The 20,474-nt window shown below is 33.5% G+C and carries 16 protein-coding genes; 9 read left to right on the top strand and 7 right to left on the bottom strand.

The window, feature by feature from the left end; translation table 11 throughout:
* The first annotated feature begins 351 nt into the window (after window positions 1-351).
* The 4 genes from QZ143_RS06705 to QZ143_RS06690 all read left to right on the top strand — a co-directional run bounded on the left by QZ143_RS06705 (window position 352) and on the right by QZ143_RS06690 (window position 5,601).
* Window positions 352-2,190: a hypothetical protein gene (locus QZ143_RS06705; protein ID WP_292882498.1), complete on the top strand. Its 1,839-nt coding sequence runs from the start codon at window positions 352-354 to the stop codon at window positions 2,188-2,190.
* A 210-nt stretch (window positions 2,191-2,400) separates the two neighbouring features.
* Complete coding sequence (locus QZ143_RS06700; RefSeq protein WP_342765208.1) at window positions 2,401-3,561, top strand: MFS transporter; 1,161 nt, start codon at window positions 2,401-2,403, stop codon at window positions 3,559-3,561.
* 74 nt (window positions 3,562-3,635) lie between these two features.
* Window positions 3,636-4,907 carry a serine hydroxymethyltransferase gene (gene glyA, locus QZ143_RS06695; protein WP_292607762.1) on the top strand — a complete coding sequence of 424 codons (1,272 nt, stop codon included), beginning with the start codon at window positions 3,636-3,638 and terminating at the stop codon, window positions 4,905-4,907.
* Between the two features lies 1 nt (window position 4,908).
* Entirely contained in the window at window positions 4,909-5,601 is a 693-nt protein-coding gene (locus QZ143_RS06690) for a dihydromethanopterin reductase (acceptor) (protein WP_292607759.1), read from the top strand.
* On the opposite strand, the gene QZ143_RS06685 is transcribed toward QZ143_RS06690, so the two are convergent.
* A complete protein-coding gene (locus tag QZ143_RS06685; RefSeq protein ID WP_292607757.1) occupies window positions 5,587-5,913 on the bottom strand; it encodes a DUF192 domain-containing protein in 327 nt (108 codons plus the stop codon). The two genes, QZ143_RS06690 and QZ143_RS06685, sit on opposite strands and share 15 nt — an antisense overlap.
* A 233-nt stretch (window positions 5,914-6,146) precedes the next feature.
* Between QZ143_RS06685 and QZ143_RS06680 the strand changes: the two genes are divergently transcribed.
* On the top strand, window positions 6,147-6,959 hold the full coding sequence (locus QZ143_RS06680; protein ID WP_292882495.1) for a hypothetical protein: 813 nt from the start codon (window positions 6,147-6,149) through the stop codon (window positions 6,957-6,959).
* 33 nt (window positions 6,960-6,992) lie between these two features.
* Here the strand turns inward: QZ143_RS06680 and QZ143_RS06675 are convergent, their stop codons facing one another.
* On the bottom strand, window positions 6,993-7,670 hold the full coding sequence (locus QZ143_RS06675) for a DsbA family protein (protein WP_292882491.1): 678 nt from the start codon (window positions 7,668-7,670) through the stop codon (window positions 6,993-6,995).
* Between the two features lie 321 nt (window positions 7,671-7,991).
* On the opposite strand from QZ143_RS06675, the gene ileS reads away from it, so the two are divergent.
* From ileS to QZ143_RS06655, 4 genes are read left to right on the top strand one after another with little or no spacing between them, the layout of a single operon-like run.
* Entirely contained in the window at window positions 7,992-11,228 is a 3,237-nt protein-coding gene (gene ileS / locus QZ143_RS06670) for an isoleucine--tRNA ligase (RefSeq protein WP_292882488.1), read from the top strand.
* Window positions 11,229-11,237: 9 nt separating this feature from the next.
* Window positions 11,238-13,379: a phosphoribosylformylglycinamidine synthase subunit PurL gene (gene purL / locus QZ143_RS06665; protein WP_292607746.1), complete on the top strand. Its 2,142-nt coding sequence runs from the start codon at window positions 11,238-11,240 to the stop codon at window positions 13,377-13,379.
* A 21-nt stretch (window positions 13,380-13,400) separates the two neighbouring features.
* Window positions 13,401-14,618: a gephyrin-like molybdotransferase Glp gene (gene glp, locus QZ143_RS06660; RefSeq protein WP_292882485.1), complete on the top strand. Its 1,218-nt coding sequence runs from the start codon at window positions 13,401-13,403 to the stop codon at window positions 14,616-14,618.
* Window positions 14,619-14,634: 16 nt separating this feature from the next.
* Window positions 14,635-15,765, top strand: coding sequence for a site-2 protease family protein (locus tag QZ143_RS06655; protein ID WP_292882482.1), 1,131 nt, complete (start codon window positions 14,635-14,637; stop codon window positions 15,763-15,765).
* 301 nt (window positions 15,766-16,066) lie between these two features.
* On the opposite strand, the gene QZ143_RS06650 is transcribed toward QZ143_RS06655, so the two are convergent.
* The 5 genes from QZ143_RS06650 to QZ143_RS06630 all read right to left on the bottom strand — a co-directional run bounded on the left by QZ143_RS06650 (window position 16,067) and on the right by QZ143_RS06630 (window position 20,161).
* Entirely contained in the window at window positions 16,067-16,480 is a 414-nt protein-coding gene (locus QZ143_RS06650) for a ferritin family protein (RefSeq protein WP_292607738.1), read from the bottom strand.
* 55 nt (window positions 16,481-16,535) lie between these two features.
* The gene (locus tag QZ143_RS06645) at window positions 16,536-17,762 is read right to left on the bottom strand and encodes an FprA family A-type flavoprotein (protein WP_292607736.1); all 1,227 of its coding nucleotides are present in this window, start codon (window positions 17,760-17,762) and stop codon (window positions 16,536-16,538) included.
* Window positions 17,763-17,921: 159 nt separating this feature from the next.
* Window positions 17,922-19,109, bottom strand: coding sequence for an ATP-binding protein (locus tag QZ143_RS06640; RefSeq protein ID WP_292882479.1), 1,188 nt, complete (start codon window positions 19,107-19,109; stop codon window positions 17,922-17,924).
* A 241-nt stretch (window positions 19,110-19,350) separates the two neighbouring features.
* Window positions 19,351-19,617, bottom strand: coding sequence for a hypothetical protein (locus QZ143_RS06635; RefSeq protein ID WP_292882476.1), 267 nt, complete (start codon window positions 19,615-19,617; stop codon window positions 19,351-19,353).
* 265 nt (window positions 19,618-19,882) lie between these two features.
* Window positions 19,883-20,161 carry a hypothetical protein gene (locus QZ143_RS06630; RefSeq protein ID WP_292882473.1) on the bottom strand — a complete coding sequence of 93 codons (279 nt, stop codon included), beginning with the start codon at window positions 20,159-20,161 and terminating at the stop codon, window positions 19,883-19,885.
* Window positions 20,162-20,474 lie beyond the last annotated feature (313 nt).

Here is a 20,474-nt window from a genome sequence, read left to right as displayed (position 1 = left end):
TGTGGAACTTGTGTAGGTGCATGTCCATCTGGTGCTATGAACCAACAACACTTCAAAACCGAGCAAATTATGGCACAAATCAGTGCTGCTCTTGAAGACATAGGTAAATAGATTTAGAGATTCATTCTCTATTTCTTTTTTTTATTTTTTTTGAGTTTGTAAAATTTTATAGGCTTTTTTTGGTGTTTTTTCATCCGATTTTTTAATAAGACATTATTTTTTAAAATTTATCATTTTTGACAATCATTTTGGAATCTTTTGTTGATTGATTTAAACTATTTCTTAAATGCTGTAAAAACTAATATAGTTGTAAATACATAATATATAATAAATCAATTAATTGGGGAAAACATGTTTAAAAGAAGTTTATTAATAATTTTGATGTTGTTTTTACTTTCATTATGTTTGGGTGTTGTCAGCGCATCTGAAAATATGACTGACAATATTCAAGGCACAGATTTCGATGAGACTGTCTTAATGGAAGAAAATATTGAAAAGGATTTTTCACAGGTCAATGAAAGCATTATTGACAATCAAAAAACAACACATATTGATGTAAAAAATACTGTCTCGTACTATAAAGAAAAAATGACTCTTGTTAGTTATTTGAAAGATTCAAATAATCAGTCTATTCAAAACAAAACAATAAAAATACAGATCAATGATAAAATTTACAAAAGAACAACAGATAAAAACGGAAAATTAATTTTATCCTTAAATCTTAAACCAAATACCTACGAGGTGAAACTTACTTTCGAAGGTGATAGCGATTATAATTCAACAGCTGCAACTTCAAAAATAATAATCAAAAAAGCTCCATTGAACATTAAAATGAGTAATTACAATACTTATTTTGCATCTGGTCTATTTTTTAAAGTAAAAATATACAATGAGATTACAAAAAATGCAGTTGGCGGCATTAAAGTTAAGTTTAAAGTCTATAATCCAAGAACAAAGAAATATTCCTATTATTGGGCAACAACTGATAAAAAAGGATATGCAAAATTAAGTAAAAATCTTACAGTGGGTAAATATAAAATTTCTGCTAAAATAGATGATTCAAAAAATAAGGAATATGTTTCTTATAAAAACTCCAACAAAAAGGTCACAGTGAATGTAAAGCCTCCAAAGGGAGAAGACTGCTGTTCATTTTTCTTGCAGGTGAGTGATTCTGAATGTGTAGGTGGTTTTAGAAGAGACAACTTAGGAGCTGCCGATATTAAGGTTGGTACTTTTAAATGGGCAGGTAAAGCTGCAATAAAACATTATAAAACATCAGGTAGTTATTTTGTTCATTTAATTGTAAGTTCCACTGGTTGGGTTGTAGGTAATGGCGGACTTGATGATGTGCCTGTTATAAAATCTATAATGAATATGGCAGAAAAAATGGTTAAATCAAATAAAATCCAAGGTAAATATCTGAAAAAGATATTAAGTTATAAGCGAAGTATAGGATTTGGCCACTTTTCAATAAAAGCACCTAACGGAAAATATGCAGTTGTTTGGCAATCCGGCTATATTACTGGAAAATTAAAGCCTGGAGAATTCTCTTGCTCTCCTAATTTCAGGTCATATTATCGTCACAGCACTTATACAAAATACAGTACTAATCCTGTTAAGGCAGCAATTAAGGTAGGGGCTACTGATAGATATGGTGAAAACAGGCGAGATATAACAGTATTTCACTGGAAAGCTAAAACAAATAAAAATTACAAAACCACTTCTATGGTCAAGGCTTACTCTGCAAATGACAACGGAAAACTAGTTGGAAGGTCATCTGCTCATTTAAAAGATAATGTTTATTTCAAAAACAAGTTTTTCAGCAAAAATAGACTTCCATACAGTCCTAGGTTTATTCATATTGGAACTCAGAAGTTTGGAAATATAGATAAGTTAATTAAAAAAGCCACTATAGTTAGTGCTCCTAAAGTGACCAACAAATTCAATAAGACCCAATACTTTAAGGTAAAGGTTAAAGATAAATCAACTAAAAAGGTCGTTAGGGGAATAAAAATTAAAGTTAAACTCGCTGCAGCTAAATTTAATAAATATTTCATTATTAAAACGGATTCCAAAGGCATTGCAAAATTGAACACAAAGAAATTATTGAATGGAAAATATAGAGTTGCAATAAGTCCTGCAAATAATAAATATTTAATTTCGGCTAAAAGTACAATTTTCATCAGATAATTGTACTTTCTATTATTTTTATATACATTCTATTTTTATTTCAGCTTCAATTTTTCAAATCATTCATGTTAATAGAAATAACTTAATGAAATTATGAAAACTGTGGCTGAAGGCATTGCAATTATGGCTCATATTTTTAATTTCCATGATTTTTCTTAAAGGTTATATGCTATTTTTTACATAACTATTGTTATTACAGGAATTGAAAATATGAAATATAATCCGAAACTGCTTTTGTATATCTTGATGCTGTCTACCTTTGGTATAAATACTCCTCTAAGCATCATAGGAATTATTTCACAAATTTCAGAGTATTTCCATACATCGATTTCTATTTCCGGTTTATATGTCAGTTCATTTACATTCACGATTGCACTAAGTGGGTTGTTCATACCCATCTTATTTTCAAAGTATGAAAGAAAGAAAACATTTGCCTTTATATTAGGCGTCTTTGCAATATCCAATTTTATCATTATTTTTACAGACAATGTTTTAATAGCTTCAATATTCAGAATTCTTTCTGCTGTAGTATATCCCGCTTTCATTTCACTGGCCTTGACAGTTTGTGAAGAAATTGCCCCAATTGATCAAAAACAAGACTATATAACTAAGATTTTACTTGGAATTTCTGTTGGAAGCATCATAGGTCTTCCAATAACAACAGGTTTCGGTACGATATTGGGATATAAGGCTGCAATGACTTGGATTTTTGCAATAAACTTTTTGACATTGATTTTGATTTTAATATTCTTTCCAAAAATCCCCGGCAAATCGAAAAGCTATGAAGTACCTTTTTCAAGTTTGAAATCCAGGGAATTCATCTTATCTACAATAGGAATAGTTATGATGCCGATTGGTGCAAGCATGGTTTACAACTACATTCCATATTTCCTGCAGACTGTTAGTCAAATTTACACATACAAATTAAGCATGGTTCTGTTAGCATATGGAATATTTTCAATTTTTGGAACCTGGCTTGGAGGAAAACTAATTGTCATTAGGGATAAGGCCACCTTAATCGTTTTTCAAATTGTATGTGCCTTGGTATTTGCATTATTGTATTTCTTTTCAAATTATTTGATAGCAGTTTTGGCATTAATATTGATTTTTGGAATTCTTGACGGAATGGGATATAATCTTATCCAGTATATTGAAACATCACTACTGCCTAAAAGTCCCGAACTTGCAAACGGAATATTTTTAAGTGTTTTAAATGGTGGAATAGCTATTGGTATAGCAATAGGCGGATTTATGGTAGATGGCTTTGGCGTAATGTCCATATTTATTGGTGGATTCCTATTTTTAATCATTGCATTTGTCATGATAGTGTATGTTATTTCGGTATTAAAAATAAGTTTGAAATATAGCTGATTTTCATAACTCTTATATTAGAAGATAAACAAAAATTAAATCATAAATATTTAATTGGATATTAGGTGTAGTAAATGGCTAATTATCATGACGAAATTTTAAACTTTGAAAAAATTGCAAAAGAACATACTGAATACATGAGAAACAGTATTAATATGATTGCTTCTGAAAATGTAACAAGTTTAGAAGTAACTGAGGCTGTTGCAACTGATTTTGCTCACAGATATGCTGAAGGACAAGCATTTGAAAGATTTTACGAAGGATGTCAATACATTGATTTGATTGAAGATAAAACCAAAAAACTTTCTTGTGAAGTCTATGACTGTGATTATGCAAATGTTCAACCAGTTTCAGGAGTAACAGCAAATCTTGCAGCTTTCTTTGGATTTTCAAAACCTGGAGATAAAGTAATGGCTTTGGAAGTTCCATCAGGAGGACACATTTCTCACGCTGATGTAAGTGCTGCAGGTATTCATGGTCTAAAAACTGTTTTCCATCCTTTAGATCACAATATCATGAATATAGACATCGATGCAATGAACAAAAAGATATTGGAAGAAAAACCAAAAATCGTTTTATTCGGTGGAAGCTTATTCTTATTCCCTCATCCTATTAAGGAAGCTCGTGAAGCTGCTGATGAAGTTGGAGCTACTATAATGTATGACGGAGCTCACGTTTTAGGTCTTATTGCAGGAGGACAATTCCAGCAACCTTTAAAAGAAGGGGCAGACTTGATGATGGGAAGTACTCACAAGACATTCCCTGGCCCTCAAGGAGGAATCATTCTCTCACACAAAGAAAATGAGGAAATCATTGATAAGGCAGTATTCCCTGGTGTTGTAAGTAACCACCATTTACACCACTTGCTTGGTTTAGGTATTGCAACCGCAGAAATGTTGGAATTCGGTGAAGCTTACGCAAAACAAATCATTAAAAATGCACAGGCATTAGGTCAGGCAATGTATGAAAGAGGATTCAACGTATTATGTGAAGACTTAGGATTCACACAATCCCACCAAATTGCAGTAAACTTATCTGATATCAGATCAGCTTCCGACATTGCAAAAGAATTGGCAGACAATAACGTAATCTTAAACAAAAACCTCCTTCCTGGAGATGACAGGGACAACTCCGACAATCCGTCAGGTATTAGAATAGGTACTCAGGAAATTACCAGAAGAGGTTTAAAAGAAAAAGAAATGGATGAAGTTGCTGAATTCATTAAACGTGTGGCTGTAGATAAGGAAGACATTGCTGATGAAGTAGCTGAATTCATGAACCAATACACAAAACTCGATTATGCATTTTCAGACAGAGAAGCTTATCAATATCACAGATTAGATTAAAATGAGAATCGCATTTGCATTTACTGGAGCTGGTCATTTACTTCGTGAATCCGTTCAGTTGGCCGAAAAACTGGCCGGTGAACATGAAGTCACAATATTTTTGTCAGGCGCTGCAGAAGAAGTTCTTAAGATGTATGGACTTTATGAACGTGTTGAACGTTTAACAGGCGGCAAATATCGTGAATTAGCTACTGATTCAAACCAAAAATTTTCATATCCAATTACAGGCCGCCTATCTTTAGGCAAATATGACCTAACAATAGTTTCACCGGCTACAGCAAATACAGTTTCAAAGATTGTCTATGGAATAGCTGACACATTGGTTACAAATGCCGTTGCACAATCCGGAAAGGGTGCCGTTCCAGTGTATATGGTACCTGTAGACATCCATCCAGGACCAATTGATACAGTTCTTCCTTCTAAAATTGAACTGTCTAAATGTCAGGATTGTGATGATTGTGTAGCTGCTCTTTCATGTGAACAGGGGGCCATTATCCCTCATTCAGAAATTGACCTTACAAAATGTATTGGCTGTGGATTGTGCAGAAACTCATGTCCTTATGATGCTATTTCAGAAGGAAAAATTATTACAATATATATGAGGGACATTGACATTGAAAATACCCGCAAATTGGAAAGCATTGACAATATTAAGATATTTGAAACTCCAGATGAAATATTAGATAAAATCTAGTTCATCTCCTATTCTTATTTTTAACAAATCTTTTTTTGTTTCTAAAATATATCTTGCTTGTTTTTCAGGTTTATAATATTTCCAAGGTTTTAGACTTGTTTTTTCAAATACCACTTTATTTTTGTCTAAAAAATATACGTCAATTTCAAATCTCATGAAATGGGTGTGTATTGAAGAGTCTTTAAAGTTTAAGAACAATATTGCAAAGTCAATATCTTTTTTCCCCATCAATCCTTTAAATCGCTTGAAAAATTTATTTGCATATGTTATTTTGATATTAATTAATTCATTGGTTGTTTTATTTAAAATCATGGGTTAATTTTTTTCTTTTTAAGTATTTAAAGATTTAATGGCTTAGGATAATTTTTGCTTTCGTCTTGTAAAAAAACCGTACAAATAAATTGATTTTTCATGTAAATATTGATTTGTTATTATTTTCTTTATTTGAATTAATAATATTGCTTTAATTCTATAACAAAAGATTTATATCTTTTTAAATTAATAATAAATTCTAAAAATTAAATTTTAATGGGGTAGGTATTTTCATGGAATTTCATGAGGATGTTATATTCAAAAGTCAGGGCCAAGTATATGGACAGGAACTTATGGATATTATTAATATTGAAGGAAAAATTGTTGAAGTCCATCAGACTGAATATGGCATCATAGATCCGAAGATGTACAAGCCAGACATGGTATTCGAACTTGAAGACAGAATAATCATACTTGAATTTCAAAGCACATATGTGGACACTTCAGACAAAAAGAGATTCAGACTGTACACTGCATTATTTGACCATTTGAAAAACAAGTCCCAAAAGGACATTGAAGTGCATGTCTTAAGCACTGTTGAGGCTGAAAAGACAAAATGTTATAAAATCAATCCGGATTCAAGTTTTTCGATTTACATCCATTCGCTGAAAAGTTATGACGGTGATGAATTTTTAAATATGATTAATACTAAAATATCAAACAATCAACAGTTAAGTGAAAAGGAATTGCTCTTAATAAGCTTGATTTGTTTTATGGAATGTGGTAATGGTATTGAGTATAGTATTTTGAATTCTGCTGTTGCTATAACTAATGTTCCTGATTTGGATAAGGACATTGCTCAGTTTGTTAAGGGGGTTGTGTTGATGTTGTGTGATAAGTTTGTTGTGGACGAATCTCTGAATATGACTATTTCAAATTTGGTTGGTGGTAATATGAAGATAGTTGAGGATTATGCTCAAAGGAAAGTTGATGAATCAAAAAGAAGATTTGTTATTAATTTAGATAAGGAAGGATATGGAATTGAAGATATTGCAAGGATTGCTGATGTCAGTTTGGATTTTGTTAATCAAACATTATCTAAATAATTAGTTCTTTTTTTAAATTTTCACGTGATTTTTTTACAATGTTCCAAATCCATAGGTTTTGGATTTAATATTGCCCTCAGCAAAATCTTTAAGGGCAATTTCAAACTCTTCGGCTGAAAATGCTCCGGGAATAATTAGTTTTTCTTCCTTTTTATTTAAAATAAAGCATGGTGTTGATGTAATTCCATTTGAAATGGCCTCATCCATATCAAGGAAAACTTCTATGTTGTAGTAATTATTTTCAAGTATTTTTCGGGCTTCGCTTTCATCCAATCCGCATGAAACGGCAATATCTGCTAAAATGTTTATATCGGCAATATTTTCGTTTTCAACCAAATTGGAGTAAAATATTTTATCTACAATGTCTAAAGTTATTTCAGGATGGTTGATTTGCACAAATTTTGTTAATCTGAGAGCATCCTTTGAGCTTGTAAGCTTAATATCTTTGAAATTGATTTTCAATCCGTCATCAAGTCCAATCTTTTCAATTTCTGAAATTCTCTCTGATGCTTCCTCATCAGACAGATTATATTTTTCTGCATATCTTTCTGTAATGCTTATTGTAGGCCTTTTTCCCGCTTCAGGCTCAAGTTCGAAAGGTTTCATTTCCCATTCGACATCCAAATCGAGACTTTTGCAAGCTTTCTTAATTCTTTCAAGTCCAATATAGGAATACGGACAGTTGAAATCAATCAAATAAATAATTCTCATTTTTTATCATCTTTTTTCTTAGATTTGCTTTTTTTAGAAACCTTGTATAATTTAATGAAATTATCAATAGTTCTAATAATCGTATTGTATTTTCTATAAAATCCCATGTTATTAGTTAGGTTATTATTTTATATCAACTTTATTTTTTTTAACATAATATTGCTTGATTTTCACAAAACTTCAGTTCAACTTCATGATTTAGCCTTTAATTTATTTTTAAATCTTATAGATTTTTAAAATATTCAATAATTACAATAACCTTTATTTATTATCTAAAACAAAAAGATACATATTATAAACTATTACTTTTGAGGAGTTAAAATGCCAATAAAAGAGGCAGATAAATCATACGATCACGATAAAATAGAAAAGAAAGTTCAAAAATTCTGGAAACAGGAAGAAACTTTCAAAAAAGTCAATGAACTTAGAGAAAAAGGTCCTAGATATTCATTTTTGGATGGACCTCCATATTGTAGCGGTAAAATACACTTAGGTACAGCCTGGAACAAGGTTATTAAGGATTCATACCTCAGATACAAATCTATGAATGGATTTAGCTTAAGGCGTCAGGCTGGATGGGATATGCACGGTCTTCCAATTGAAAATAAGGTAGAGCACCTGATGGATATTCAATCAAAGCAGGAAATTGAAGAAATAGGCATCGATAAATTTGTCGACAAATGTAGGGAATTTGCTCTTGAAAACAAGGTGGCAATGGAACAGCAATTCGACCAGTTGGGTGTTTGGATGGATTGGGACGACCCATACATGACACTTGACCCTAAATATATGGAATCTTCATGGTGGACACTTAAAAGAGCAAACGAACAGAATTTGCTTGTAAACGATCAAAGGGTTATCAGCTGGTGTCCTCACTGTGGAACTGCACTTGCTGCAGCAGAGATTGAATATGAGGAAAAAGTTGACCCGTCAATCTATATTAAATTCCCTGTAACCGGTGAAAAGGACACTTATTTTTTAGTTTGGACAACTACTCCATGGACACTTCCTGCAAACCTTGCAATCTGTGCAAATCCTGAATTTGATTATGTTTATGTTTCAAAAGATGGCGAAACCTACATTTTAGCTGAAAATCTGATGGAAGATGTTTTAGGAAAACGCATTAAAATCCACAGAACCAAAATACCTGCTGAAAATGAGGATGAGGAAGACCAAATCATTGAAGAAAAAGAAGTGATGTATGAAATCATCAAAACAGTCAAAGGCCAAGACCTGATTGGCATGGCTTATGATTATATTTTGGCTGATGAAATCCCAAAACAAATGGAATTTGACTCACAAATAGAAAAAGTACATACAATCCTCCCTGGAGACCATGTAGAACTTGGTGAAGGTACCGGTTTGGTTCACACAGCACCAGGACACGGTCCAGACGATTTTGAAGTAGGTCAAGCCAATGGACTTCCAATTTTCTGCCCTGTTGGTGAAGACGGATGCTTCACAGATGATGCCGGAAAATATGCAAGCAAATTCACAAAAGAAGAAAACCAACAAATTATTGAAGATTTACAGGATAAAAACTTAATGTATCGTGTCGAAACTATTGAACACAGATACGGGGTATGCTGGAGATGTAAAACCCCAATCATTTATCGTGCTACCAAACAATGGTTCTTGAAAGTAACAGAAATAAAACAGAAAATGTTGGATGAAATTGCAGAAGTTGAATGGGTACCTAAATGGGCTGGAGAAGGCAGATTCCATGATTGGGTAGATAACGCCCGTGACTGGACAATTTCAAGACAAAGATACTGGGGTATTCCAATTCCTATATGGGAATGTCCTGATTGTGGAGAACTGAAAGTAATCGGTTCTCTTGATGAGTTAAAATCAGAATCATTAAATGAAATCAATGTAAGTGATGCCGATCTTATCCACAGGCCATATGTTGATGAAGTTGAAGTAAAATGTGACGGCTGTGGAAAAGCTATCAAAAGAATCCCTGATGTGCTGGACGTTTGGATCGACTCCGGTGTAGCGGGATGGGCATCCCTATACTATCCTGAAGAAAAAGATAAATTCGAAGACTGGTTCCCATATGACTTCATTACAGAAGGTCATGACCAAACAAGAGGATGGTTCTACTCACAACTGGGAACTGGAGTAATTTCAATGGGTAAAAGTCCATACCAAAAAGTATTGATGCACGGATTCGTATTGGATGAAAATGGAAACAAAATGTCCAAGTCATTAGGAAATGTCGTATCTCCCGAAGAAGTAATAGAAAAATATGGTGCGGATGTTTTAAGATTCTACTTATTATGGGCTTCAAAACCATGGGATGACTTAAAATTCGTATGGGAAGAAATCCTAAACATCAACAAGATGTTCAACATCTTATGGAACGTTTATGTATTTTCAACAACTTACATGTCACTGGATAACTTCAATCCGATTGGATTAACTGAAGACAACATGATTTTAAGATCAGAAGATAAATGGATTATCTCAAAGGCAAACACTCTTGTAAAAGAAGTTGCTCAGGACCTTGATGACTTATTCTTCCATAAGGCAACAAGAAAAATCAATAATTTCATACTTGAAGATTTAAGCCGCTGGTATGTAAGGCTTATTCGTGGAAGAACATGGGTTGAAAGTGACGATCCTGATAAGTTAGGTGCATATTACAGTTTATACACAGCCCTTGTTAAATTAATTGAGGTATTATGTCCAATAGCACCGCATGTGTGTGAAGAAATCTATGAAAATCTTGTAAAAGGAGTAAATCCTGAAGCTCCCGAAAGCATTCACATGCTTGACTGGGAATATGATGACGATGCAATAGATGTGGAGCTTGAAGCTAAAATGGATGTTGTGCGTGAAGTAATCGAAGCATCCATCAAAGCACGTGACATGGCACAATATAAACTCAGATGGCCTGTATCCGACATTACTGTCGTATCTCAAGATGAAAATGTTTTGAATGCTATTGAAGAGTTAAAAGACATTATTAAAGATCAATCCAATACAAAAGACGTTTTATGCGCCAGCGAGTTTGAAAAGTTATCATTTAATGCAAAACCAAACCTTAAGATTTTAGGTCCTAAACTTAAAGGAGACATGGGAAAAGTAGTTAAAGGTTTAAAGACAGCTGACGGTAATCAAATCAAAGCAGATTTGGATGCAAACGGCAGCGTTACTATTGAAGGAATTGAATTGTCTTCTGAAGAAGTTTTATTCGATTCAGAACTTCCGGATGATTTCGTTTCATCTGAATTTGATGGTGGAAATGTATTTGTAAACACAAATATCACTCCAGAAATCAAACAGGAAGCAATGGCTCGTGAACTTATAAGAAGGGTTCAGGACATGAGGAAGGAATTGGACCTTGATGTTGAAGCAAACATTAATGTCACTGTTGAAACATCTGAAGAATTTAAAGATTTAATAGTACCGCAATCCGAATTTATTTCTCACGAAATCAGAGCTAAAAGTTTAATTATTTCTGATACTGAGCAATGCAGTACTGATTCTGATGATTTTACAAAAGAATGGGATATTGAAGGAGAAAAAGTTATTATTTCAATTAAAAATTAGGGTGTTATCATGACTTTAGCTGATTCAGAAATTGAATACATTGAAGGAATTCTCGGAAGGAAAATGAATGAATTGGAAGAAGGAATGCTTGATGTAATGTTTTCAGAACATTGTTCCTACAAAAGCAGCAGACCTTTCCTAAGAGCATTTCCAACTGAAGGGGAAAATATTATTTTAGGTCCTGGAGACGATGCAGGACTAGTATCTGTAACTGATAAATATGCATTGGCTGTAGGAATGGAATCTCACAACCACCCATCAGCTATTGAGCCATATGGTGGTGCAGGTACCGGTATTGGTGGAATTTTAAGAGACATTATCTCAATGGGCGCAATGCCTATTGCACTTTTGGATTCACTTAGATTCGGTCCTCTTGAAGAGGATGAAAAATCAAGATACCTGTTTGAACATGTTGTAAAGGGTATTTCCGATTACGGAAACCGTGTAGGTGTTCCGACTGTAGCCGGTGAAATTGAATTCGATGAATCATTCAGAACAAATCCATTGGTTAACGTAATGTGTGTGGGACTTGTTGAAAAGGAAAATATTGTCCGTGCACAGGCACCAAACCATGGCGATGTATTCCTTTTGATGGGAGGAACCACAGGTCGTGACGGAATTCATGGTGTAACATTCGCATCCGAAGAATTGACTTCTGACTCAGAAACTGAAGACAGGCCTGCAGTACAGGTTGCAGATCCATTTACCAAAAAAAGAGTATTGGAAGCTTCACTTGAAATAATGGAAAAAATTAAAGTTAGTGGAGTTAAGGATTTAGGTGGTGGAGGTCTTACCTGCTGTATTTCAGAACTTGTAGATGCATCTGAAAACGGAGCATTGGTGGATTTACGTGCAATTCCTTTAAGGGAAACCGGAATGACCCCATATGAAATCATGCTTTCCGAGTCCCAGGAGAGGATGGTATTTGTCATCAATCCAGATGATGTTAAACTCGCTCAAGAAATTTGTGATAAACATGAAATCGTATCAGCAGTGATTGGTGAGGTTATTGAAGGAAATAACATGATTATTTCAGATGAAGGTGAAGAAATTGCTAACCTTCCAACAATTTTGCTTGCTGATCCACCTTCAATCGACAGGCCTATAGCAGAAATTCCAGAAGATACTCAAAAACCTGACTTAAAAGAACCTGGAATTTATGAATCCTTGCCAAAATTATTGTCCAGTCCGAATATCGCTTCAAAAGAATGGGTTTACAAACAATATGACCACGAAGTTCAAGTCAGGACAGTAGTAAAACCTGGCGATGATGCGGCAGTATTAAGAATAGATGATGAAACAGCTATTGCACTTACAACAGATTCCAATACAATCCATACCAAACTTTCTCCATTCGATGGAGCTGGCGGATGTGTTGCAGAAGCAATAAGAAATGTAATTTCAATGGGTGCAACCCCTTATGCCGTAGTGGATTGTCTTAACTTTGGAAATCCTGAAACTCCTGAAATCCTATGGCAATTTAAAACAGCTATTGAAGGAATGAGTCTTGTGGCTGAAAACTTCAATGCACCGGTAATCAGTGGTAATGTAAGTTTTTACAATGAAACTGAAGGAATTAAAATCAATCCAACTCCTGCTGTTGGTGTAATCGGTGTAGAAAACATCAAAAACATAAGAACCATGGACTTTAAAAATGAAGGAGACAAAATCATTTTAATCGGAAAAACCTATGATGAATTGACTGGTTCAGAATATCACAGGTGTATCCATAATCTTGAAGTTGGAACCGCTCCAAGAATCAGAATCGATGAGGAAGTTGCCAACGGTCAATGTGTCTTAAAACTTATTGATGAGGATGAGGATAAGAATATCACTGCCGTTCACGACGTATCTGCCGGAGGACTTGCTGTGGCATTGTCTGAAATGGTTATCAAATCAGGCCTTGGATGTGAAGTTGAGCTGGTTGATGATGAACTTGATAAAATCCAATTGTTATACTCAGAAAGTCATGCAAGATACCTATTGACTGTCAGTCCTGATGCCTTGGATGATATTTTGGAAAAAATGGATGTTGACGCACAAGTCATCGGTGAGGTAAAAGGAACTTCATTAAACATTAACGGCCACGAATTCAGTTTTGAAGATTTAAATGATGCATATCATGGCGTTATTGAAAAATACATGGCATAAATACTTGGGGGAGTTTTAAACATGTTCTTGTCAAAATTGGATTCCGTGAAAAATGCTTCAAAGCTATTAAACGATAATCAGAAATTCACAGCCACAGAAGAGATTTCTATTTATGATGCTCACAAAAGGGTTTTGGCTGAAGATATAATGGCATTTCACGATTCACCTCCTTTTGATAAATCAGCAATGGATGGATTTGCATTAATTGGTGAAGATACATTTGGAGCTTCACAATCAGCACCAAAAGAATTTAAAATTATTGATGCAATCGGTGCTGGTGATTTTTCAGATAAAACAGTTAAAAATGGCGAAGCTATTGTAATAGCAACCGGAGCTCCAATTCCAAATGGGGCTGATGCCGTTTTAATGAAAGAGTACACCACCGAAGACGGGGACGATTTAACAATCTATTCTCAGGTGACTCCAGGTGAAAACGTATCTCCCAAATCTGAAGACATTAAAAAGGGTCAAAAGGTTTTGGATAAAAATACATTTATCAGATACCAGGAATTGGGCCTGATAGCCTCTGCAGGTTATGATAGGGTTAAAGTGTTTAAAAAACCTAAAGTCAAGTTAATTATAACAGGCAATGAACTTGTTGAACCTACTAAGGATGAAATTGATAAGGCAAAAATTATCAATTCCAATCAATTTACAATTAAGGCAATGGTTGAAGATTCAGGTGCTCTTTGTGATATCGCACATGCCGGAGATACTTACAGCGAGGTAAAGCAAGCCATTCTTGATGCATCAAGGGATTATGATGTTATCATGACTACTGGTGGAACAGCCATCAGTAAGGGTGATGTTGTTTTGGATGTAATTGATGAGATTGGAGAAATTCTCTTTCACGGTGTAGCTATGAGGCCAGGCAAGCCTGCAGGTGCCGGAATCGTAAACGATAAAATCGTGTTCACATTTTCAGGACAGCCTGTTGCAGCCATGTCTCAATTTGATATTTTTGCAAGAAAATACTTGTTTGAAATGCAAGGACGTGAATTTAACTTTAACATTGTCAATAGAGTATCACAACTTAAAATACCGTCTCAATTAGGTAGAACAGATTTTATACGTGCATTCAGTGATAATGAATATGCAAAACATGTGCTGAACAGAGGTTCTGGTATAATTCGTTCAATGGTTGAGGCGAACAGCTATATCATTATAGACGAAAATGATGAAGGATATCAAAAGGATGATATAGTTGATGTAGTCTTATTTGATTCACTACTTTGGTAGTTCAAGGTGTATTTTAATGAATGGGATTTATTATTATTTGATAGCCTTTGCTGTCATCTGGATATTGGCCGGAATATTCCATAAACAATTGTCAAATCATGGAGTTGAGATAAACTTTCCAGTTTTGATGTGGAAAACCCAAAGACTTCGCGGGCTGATATCTAGAATTTCTAATTTTTCACCAACATTCTGGCGATGGTACATGAATGTTGGTATTGTTGTGGCATTTGGAGCCATGATATTTATAACATGGACATTAGTTTCATCACTGCCTTCGGTTTTTGAAACACCTGCCGTTTCCATAGTCATTCCAGGAGTTGAAATGCCCGGTTCATCAATTTATATTCCGTTCATTTACGGTTTGATAGCTCTTGCAACTGTTCTTATTGTTCATGAGTTTTCACACGGTATCCAAGCTGTCGGAGAAAAAATTCCGATCAAATCAATCGGTTTATTGTTGTTTGCAATACTTCCTGGTGCATTCGTTGAGCCTGATGAGGATGAACTTAAAAAGGCTAAAAGAATTTCAAGATTAAGGGTTTATGCTGCAGGTTCCATAGCAAATATAACTTTAGCATTGATTGCAATTGTGCTTGTTTCTTTAATATCTGCAGGCATTCCAAGCTTTTTTGAAGAGGATGGAATAGCCATTGACAGAATAGTTTCAGATTCTCCTTCAGATGGTATTTTAAAGGAAGGAATGGTATTAAAAGCTATTGATAACCATCAGATTAATGATTCATCATCTTATGGGGAGATTATAACCGGATACAATCCGGGTGATAATGTAACGGTTCAAACGGATCAGGGAAGCTATTCGCTGACTTTGGATAAGAATCCAAATAACGAATCCAGAGGATTTTTCGGAATTCAGGCAACTAAGCATTTCAAGCTAATAAATGATAGTTTAGGTCCGATACCATGGGTCTTATTTGAGCTTCTTGAATTATTCCAATGGATTTTCATGTTGAACTTGGGAATTGGTCTATTTAATCTGCTTCCGCTCAAGCCTTTGGATGGCGGACACATGCTTGAGATATTGTTAAGCTATAAATTACCTGAAGATAAGTGTAAACCGCTTGTCAATGCATTATCTCTTGTTATGGCAATGATTATTGTATTCAGTATTGTTGCTGGATTTTTATAAAAATTTCTCTCAAAAATATCTCTTATTTTTAGTTTTACATTAATAATTATTTTTTTAGTATATCTGTTATACTACATGCTAAAAAACGAGTAATAAGGTAATGAATCAATGATTAGTAAGGTTTTAGAGAATTTTATTCTCGCCGCCTGTTTTTCCTTGCTATAGATTCATTACCAAATTCTATTAAACAAGGTTGTTCAATAAAATTAATTATAATTATCTTTTTATTATTTATAAATCTTTTGAAAAAACAGTATTTTATAAAAAAAGAAATAAGGAAAGAATAATTAAATTCTTTCACTTAGAAGTATCTTTCTAAGATTCCTTCTAAGATTTTGTAGTGACGACCTTCGTCTTTGGAACTTTCACGGAAGAAATCAGCAGCAGTTTCGATTCCAGCTTCTTCAGCTTTTTCGGAAGCTTCTCTTTTTTCTGCGTTAGCCATTTTTTCTCCACCCATCATCCATTCGATGTTTTCTTTGAGGGTAGGTTTGATGATTCCGTTCATTTCACAGAATCTTGCAGCGTGTTCAGCTTCTTCCCATGCTAATCTTTTGAATACTTCAGCTAATTCCCCATAGCCTTCTCTGGAAGCTTGTCTGGACATAGCTAAGTAAATACCCACTTCGTTGGTTTCTCCTTCAAAGTTTCCTGCTACAAATTTTTCTACAGGTGTTCCTTTAGTAATTCCAATTTCATGTTCGTATTTTACCATAAATATCAATCTCCGTTATGTATATTATTTTTTACATTTTATATAATTTACGAATTTATAACTCTTTACATGCTTTAGCTAATGCAACACCCAAGTCATAGCTTGCAGCGTCTTCTTCAGCAGTTGGAACGAAAGTAATTTCTTGACTGTCAATTACATCGAATCCGTAGTTGTTTAATTCTTCAGCAAGCATTGCAGGTGTTCCACCTTTTCCACCCATTGAACCGAAGGTAACTGCTTTTCTTACAATTCCGGTTCTGTTAAAGAGTAATCCTTTGAGGTAGTACATGATGTCTCCGATACTTGGGTATGGAACATCGTTGATTGTAGGGTCACCGACAGCAATTCCTTTACTGGTTAGGATACTTTTGACAATTTCGGATCTTTCATCTTCGTGTAAGAAGAAGATTTCTACATCGTAACCTTCAGACATTGCACCTTCTGCAATTTCATGAGCCATTTGTTGGGTTGAGTAGTGCATGGTATCGTAGATGATTGTGATTTTATCTTCACATACACCGGTAGCCCAGTTTTGGTAAGCTCCGATAATTTGCATTGGATCAGTCCAGATTTGACCGTGAGATGGTGCAATCATTTTGATTGAGTCGAGTAAGCCTAATTCCACTACTTCGTTTAATTTTTTAAGTACTAATTTGGAAAGTGGTGTAATTAAGTTTGCATAGAATTTTTGAGCTGCATCCATTAAGACGTATTCTGGGATTTCATCAGAGAATCTTTGGGTGAAACATAAGTGTTGTCCGAATGCGTCGTTAGGGAATAGGATTCCGGTTTCATCTGCAAGCAAGGTGAACATGCTGTCCGGCCAGTGTAAGAGGAATGCATCGAGGAATGCTAAGGTTCTTCCACCAACATCTAAGGAGTCACCGGTTCCTACAGTGATGAATTCAGCGCCTTCAAGTGCAGGGTAGTGTTTTAACAATCCATTTACTGCAATTTTGGTACAGTAAATAGGTGCTTCAGGGAATCTTTTGTGTAAGTCCACTAATACTCCGGAGTGGTCTTTTTCCACGTGGTTTTGAATTATGTAGTCAACTTTGACTTCTCTTCCTTCTTGAGCAAAAGCATCATCGATACGTGCCATCATTTCTTTTGTTTTTCCAGGATAAGCATTATCAATGATTGCTACTTCATCTTCACCGAATACAATGTATGCATTGTAGGTGGTTCCGTCTAAGGTGTAACCGTGGTAGGTTCTTAAGTCCCAATCGAGTACACCAATCCAGTATACTCCATCAGCTATTTTTTGTGCATTTGCTTTCATAATTTCAACCTTTTATTAAAGTTTTTTATTCATGGATAGTGTTATCTATGAATTGATATTATTATCTAATTTGTTATTATATATAATTTTGTTTTATACGAATTATTCGTATTTTTTTTAAAATAATTTAATTGTTTTCCGTGTTTTCAATTAAATTAATCATAGTGGATAACACCCAGCGGTTTCAAATTTGATTTTCAACCAAAATTGGAGCATTTTATCGGCCAAAACAAATTTTTTATTCTGTGAAAATTCAATTATCCCTTGATTTGATAGGGAATCTATGAATCTAGTAACACTTGATTTGGAATATCCTAATTGCTTATCTAAAGTTGCCCTTGTCGCCCCATCATGTTCCAATAGATAAATGATAAAGTCTTTTTCCCCTTGGGATAATCTTCCCCAGATATAAATCCACATTATAGCTACCTGGTCTATATTTAATAGAAGTGTTTCTTTTATAATATCTTCATCACAAACTGTATTATTTGGTAAAATTGATGATAAGCTATTGATATATAATGGTATTCCTCGTGTACAATTATAAAATCTCTCAAATCCTTCATTTGAGAATTTTAAATTATTTGATTTTTCATCAATATATCTTTTTGTTTCATCAAAGGTAAATGGTTCTATGTTTATTTGTATCAGTCTTCCACCGAATGCCCCTTCCTGACCATTTATCATGTTTATTATATCTGCGGTTTTTGAAACTGAACCTGTGAAAACATATCCAACATTGAATTGTTTTTGTGTGAAACTTCTCATTAACCAAAAGAATGCCTCAGGGTCTTCAACATTTTTAAGCAATTGGAATTCGTCAATTACAATTATGAATCCAGTTATATCATTTGAGGAGTCAACAATCTTTTGAGGCAATTCCATTACGAATTTTGACAATTTATCATAATTATCTGAAATTACTGGAATTGGAATATCAAATACATTTACATTGTCTGAAAAGTCATAATTTTTCAGCTCTAACTTTTTAATAGTTGATGTAATTTTTCCTATCCATTTTTTGTAGGATTTTTTATTTTGTGAAATTGTTTCATCAATTGCATTTAGGAGTGCTTTTAAAACTTTTTCTTCAGTTAGATTTCCTTTTTGTCTTCCCATAATTTCTGATAGGTCAATGAATGAGGTTAAAATATCATCGCTTTGATCATTTAGTACTTTTCTAAGCAAAAATGTTTTACCGACTCCACGATATCCAGTTATTAAGAGTTGTGGGGGTATATCAAATTTTACTGTGGATAATTGTGTGTTAATCATGTTAATATCTTTTATCCTATTAAAAAAGTATTTGTCAATATCTTTTGGCATTGAAATGGGCATTATTTTCATGTTAAACTTCCCTCTTATTTTATTATTATTTTATTTTATCTAATTAATATGTTTTTTGTTATTGGACATATTCCATTAAATCGAACAAATATTATTTTATAGAACAAATATGATTGTTTTATTAAATTGGACAAGTTCTATTAAATCGAATATATTCAATAGAATAATTAGATTAAATGAAAATTATTTAATGGAACATGACTAATTAAATAATTAATTAAATATTTTTAGACATTCAAAATCATCCTTCAAATCTTTCTAATAATAATTTCCAATCTTCCTTATTACATTCTGCAAGAAAGTCATGTAATTCTACAACGGATTCTATACGGTTCACTTCATCAACAAAACACTCCCATGCAGTAATTGTGTCAAATTTTTTATATTCTTCAAAAAAATTTTTTTTCAAAGTGGTAATGAGGAGCCCTTGTGAGGCATCTGTTATTAATACTCCTAATTGATAAATCATGTCTTCAATGTCTTCTACTGTAAATTGTTTTTCAGTCATTCAATCACCTCAAATTCTTTAATATAATAACTATGCACTTTTCCTTCTCTCTATTATTCTATTCTTCTACTTTCTTGTAAGCAGTTCTCTTATTAACATATCCAGTTCTTAATCTTGGTTCAACACCATTATACAATTCATAAATTAAATAAACAATCAATTAATGTCACTCATCTTATTATATGCTTTGATAAGTAGGATACAATATATTGCAAGAACAAGATTCAGTACAAAACTTGAACCTAAAAACAGACCATATAAAAAATCAGGCATCGATTATCACTCCCATATCCTCCAAGTCTTTTTTCATTTTCACTACAAATGCACCAAGACCAACAAGTTTCAGTTTCAAATTTTGAACCTCGCTTTCTAATTCAACAATGAGTTTGTACTCATCAAGGTTCTCATCTGCCAATTTATCCAACTGATTGAGAGTATCGCAGAGTTCACTCCAAGAGAGCCTATCTTCACAATTACCTTTATTTGTACTTTTCCAATTGTCGATTATGCCATTGCACTCTATGAAAAATCTTTTATTAGTCATTAAATTCCTCCATTACTTTTATTTAATTATATTAATGAATAATTAATTATTATTATATTAATTTAGGATTAAATATAGTTTTTGTTTGAAATAAAAGCAATTTTACGAAGTTAGAACAATTTTACGAAGTGGGAGCAATATTCATATTAAACAATGAATTATGTTGAGTATTTGATGATTTAATTTTAATATCTTCATTTGTTTCAAAAGGGTTATCAATAACTACAAAACAAATTTTTCATCAGAGTTTCAGCGCTGAAAAAGAGTAAGTATCGGAACTTTTTTATAAGTTTTATACGAATTATTCGTGTTC

Source organism: Methanobrevibacter sp. UBA188 (assembly GCF_905234905.1).
Classification (GTDB): Archaea; Methanobacteriota; Methanobacteria; order Methanobacteriales; family Methanobacteriaceae; genus Methanocatella.
This window is presented reverse-complemented; position numbering and strand designations above follow the sequence as displayed.

Coding starts and splice junctions, on each gene's coding strand:
- QZ143_RS06700 (WP_342765208.1), top strand. CDS start 2,401: ATGAAATATAATCCGAAACTGCTTTTGTATATCTTGATGCTGTCTACC.
- QZ143_RS06645 (WP_292607736.1), bottom strand. CDS start 17,762: ATGAAAGCAAATGCACAAAAAATAGCTGATGGAGTATACTGGATTGGT.
- QZ143_RS06650 (WP_292607738.1), bottom strand. CDS start 16,480: ATGGTAAAATACGAACATGAAATTGGAATTACTAAAGGAACACCTGTA.
- QZ143_RS06705 (WP_292882498.1), top strand. CDS start 352: ATGTTTAAAAGAAGTTTATTAATAATTTTGATGTTGTTTTTACTTTCA.
- QZ143_RS06680 (WP_292882495.1), top strand. CDS start 6,147: ATGGAATTTCATGAGGATGTTATATTCAAAAGTCAGGGCCAAGTATAT.
- ileS (WP_292882488.1), top strand. CDS start 7,992: ATGCCAATAAAAGAGGCAGATAAATCATACGATCACGATAAAATAGAA.
- QZ143_RS06655 (WP_292882482.1), top strand. CDS start 14,635: ATGAATGGGATTTATTATTATTTGATAGCCTTTGCTGTCATCTGGATA.
- QZ143_RS06630 (WP_292882473.1), bottom strand. CDS start 20,161: ATGACTAATAAAAGATTTTTCATAGAGTGCAATGGCATAATCGACAAT.
- glp (WP_292882485.1), top strand. CDS start 13,401: ATGTTCTTGTCAAAATTGGATTCCGTGAAAAATGCTTCAAAGCTATTA.
- QZ143_RS06675 (WP_292882491.1), bottom strand. CDS start 7,670: ATGAGAATTATTTATTTGATTGATTTCAACTGTCCGTATTCCTATATT.
- QZ143_RS06635 (WP_292882476.1), bottom strand. CDS start 19,617: ATGACTGAAAAACAATTTACAGTAGAAGACATTGAAGACATGATTTAT.
- glyA (WP_292607762.1), top strand. CDS start 3,636: ATGGCTAATTATCATGACGAAATTTTAAACTTTGAAAAAATTGCAAAA.
- QZ143_RS06640 (WP_292882479.1), bottom strand. CDS start 19,109: ATGAAAATAATGCCCATTTCAATGCCAAAAGATATTGACAAATACTTT.
- purL (WP_292607746.1), top strand. CDS start 11,238: ATGACTTTAGCTGATTCAGAAATTGAATACATTGAAGGAATTCTCGGA.
- QZ143_RS06685 (WP_292607757.1), bottom strand. CDS start 5,913: ATGATTTTAAATAAAACAACCAATGAATTAATTAATATCAAAATAACA.
- QZ143_RS06690 (WP_292607759.1), top strand. CDS start 4,909: ATGAGAATCGCATTTGCATTTACTGGAGCTGGTCATTTACTTCGTGAA.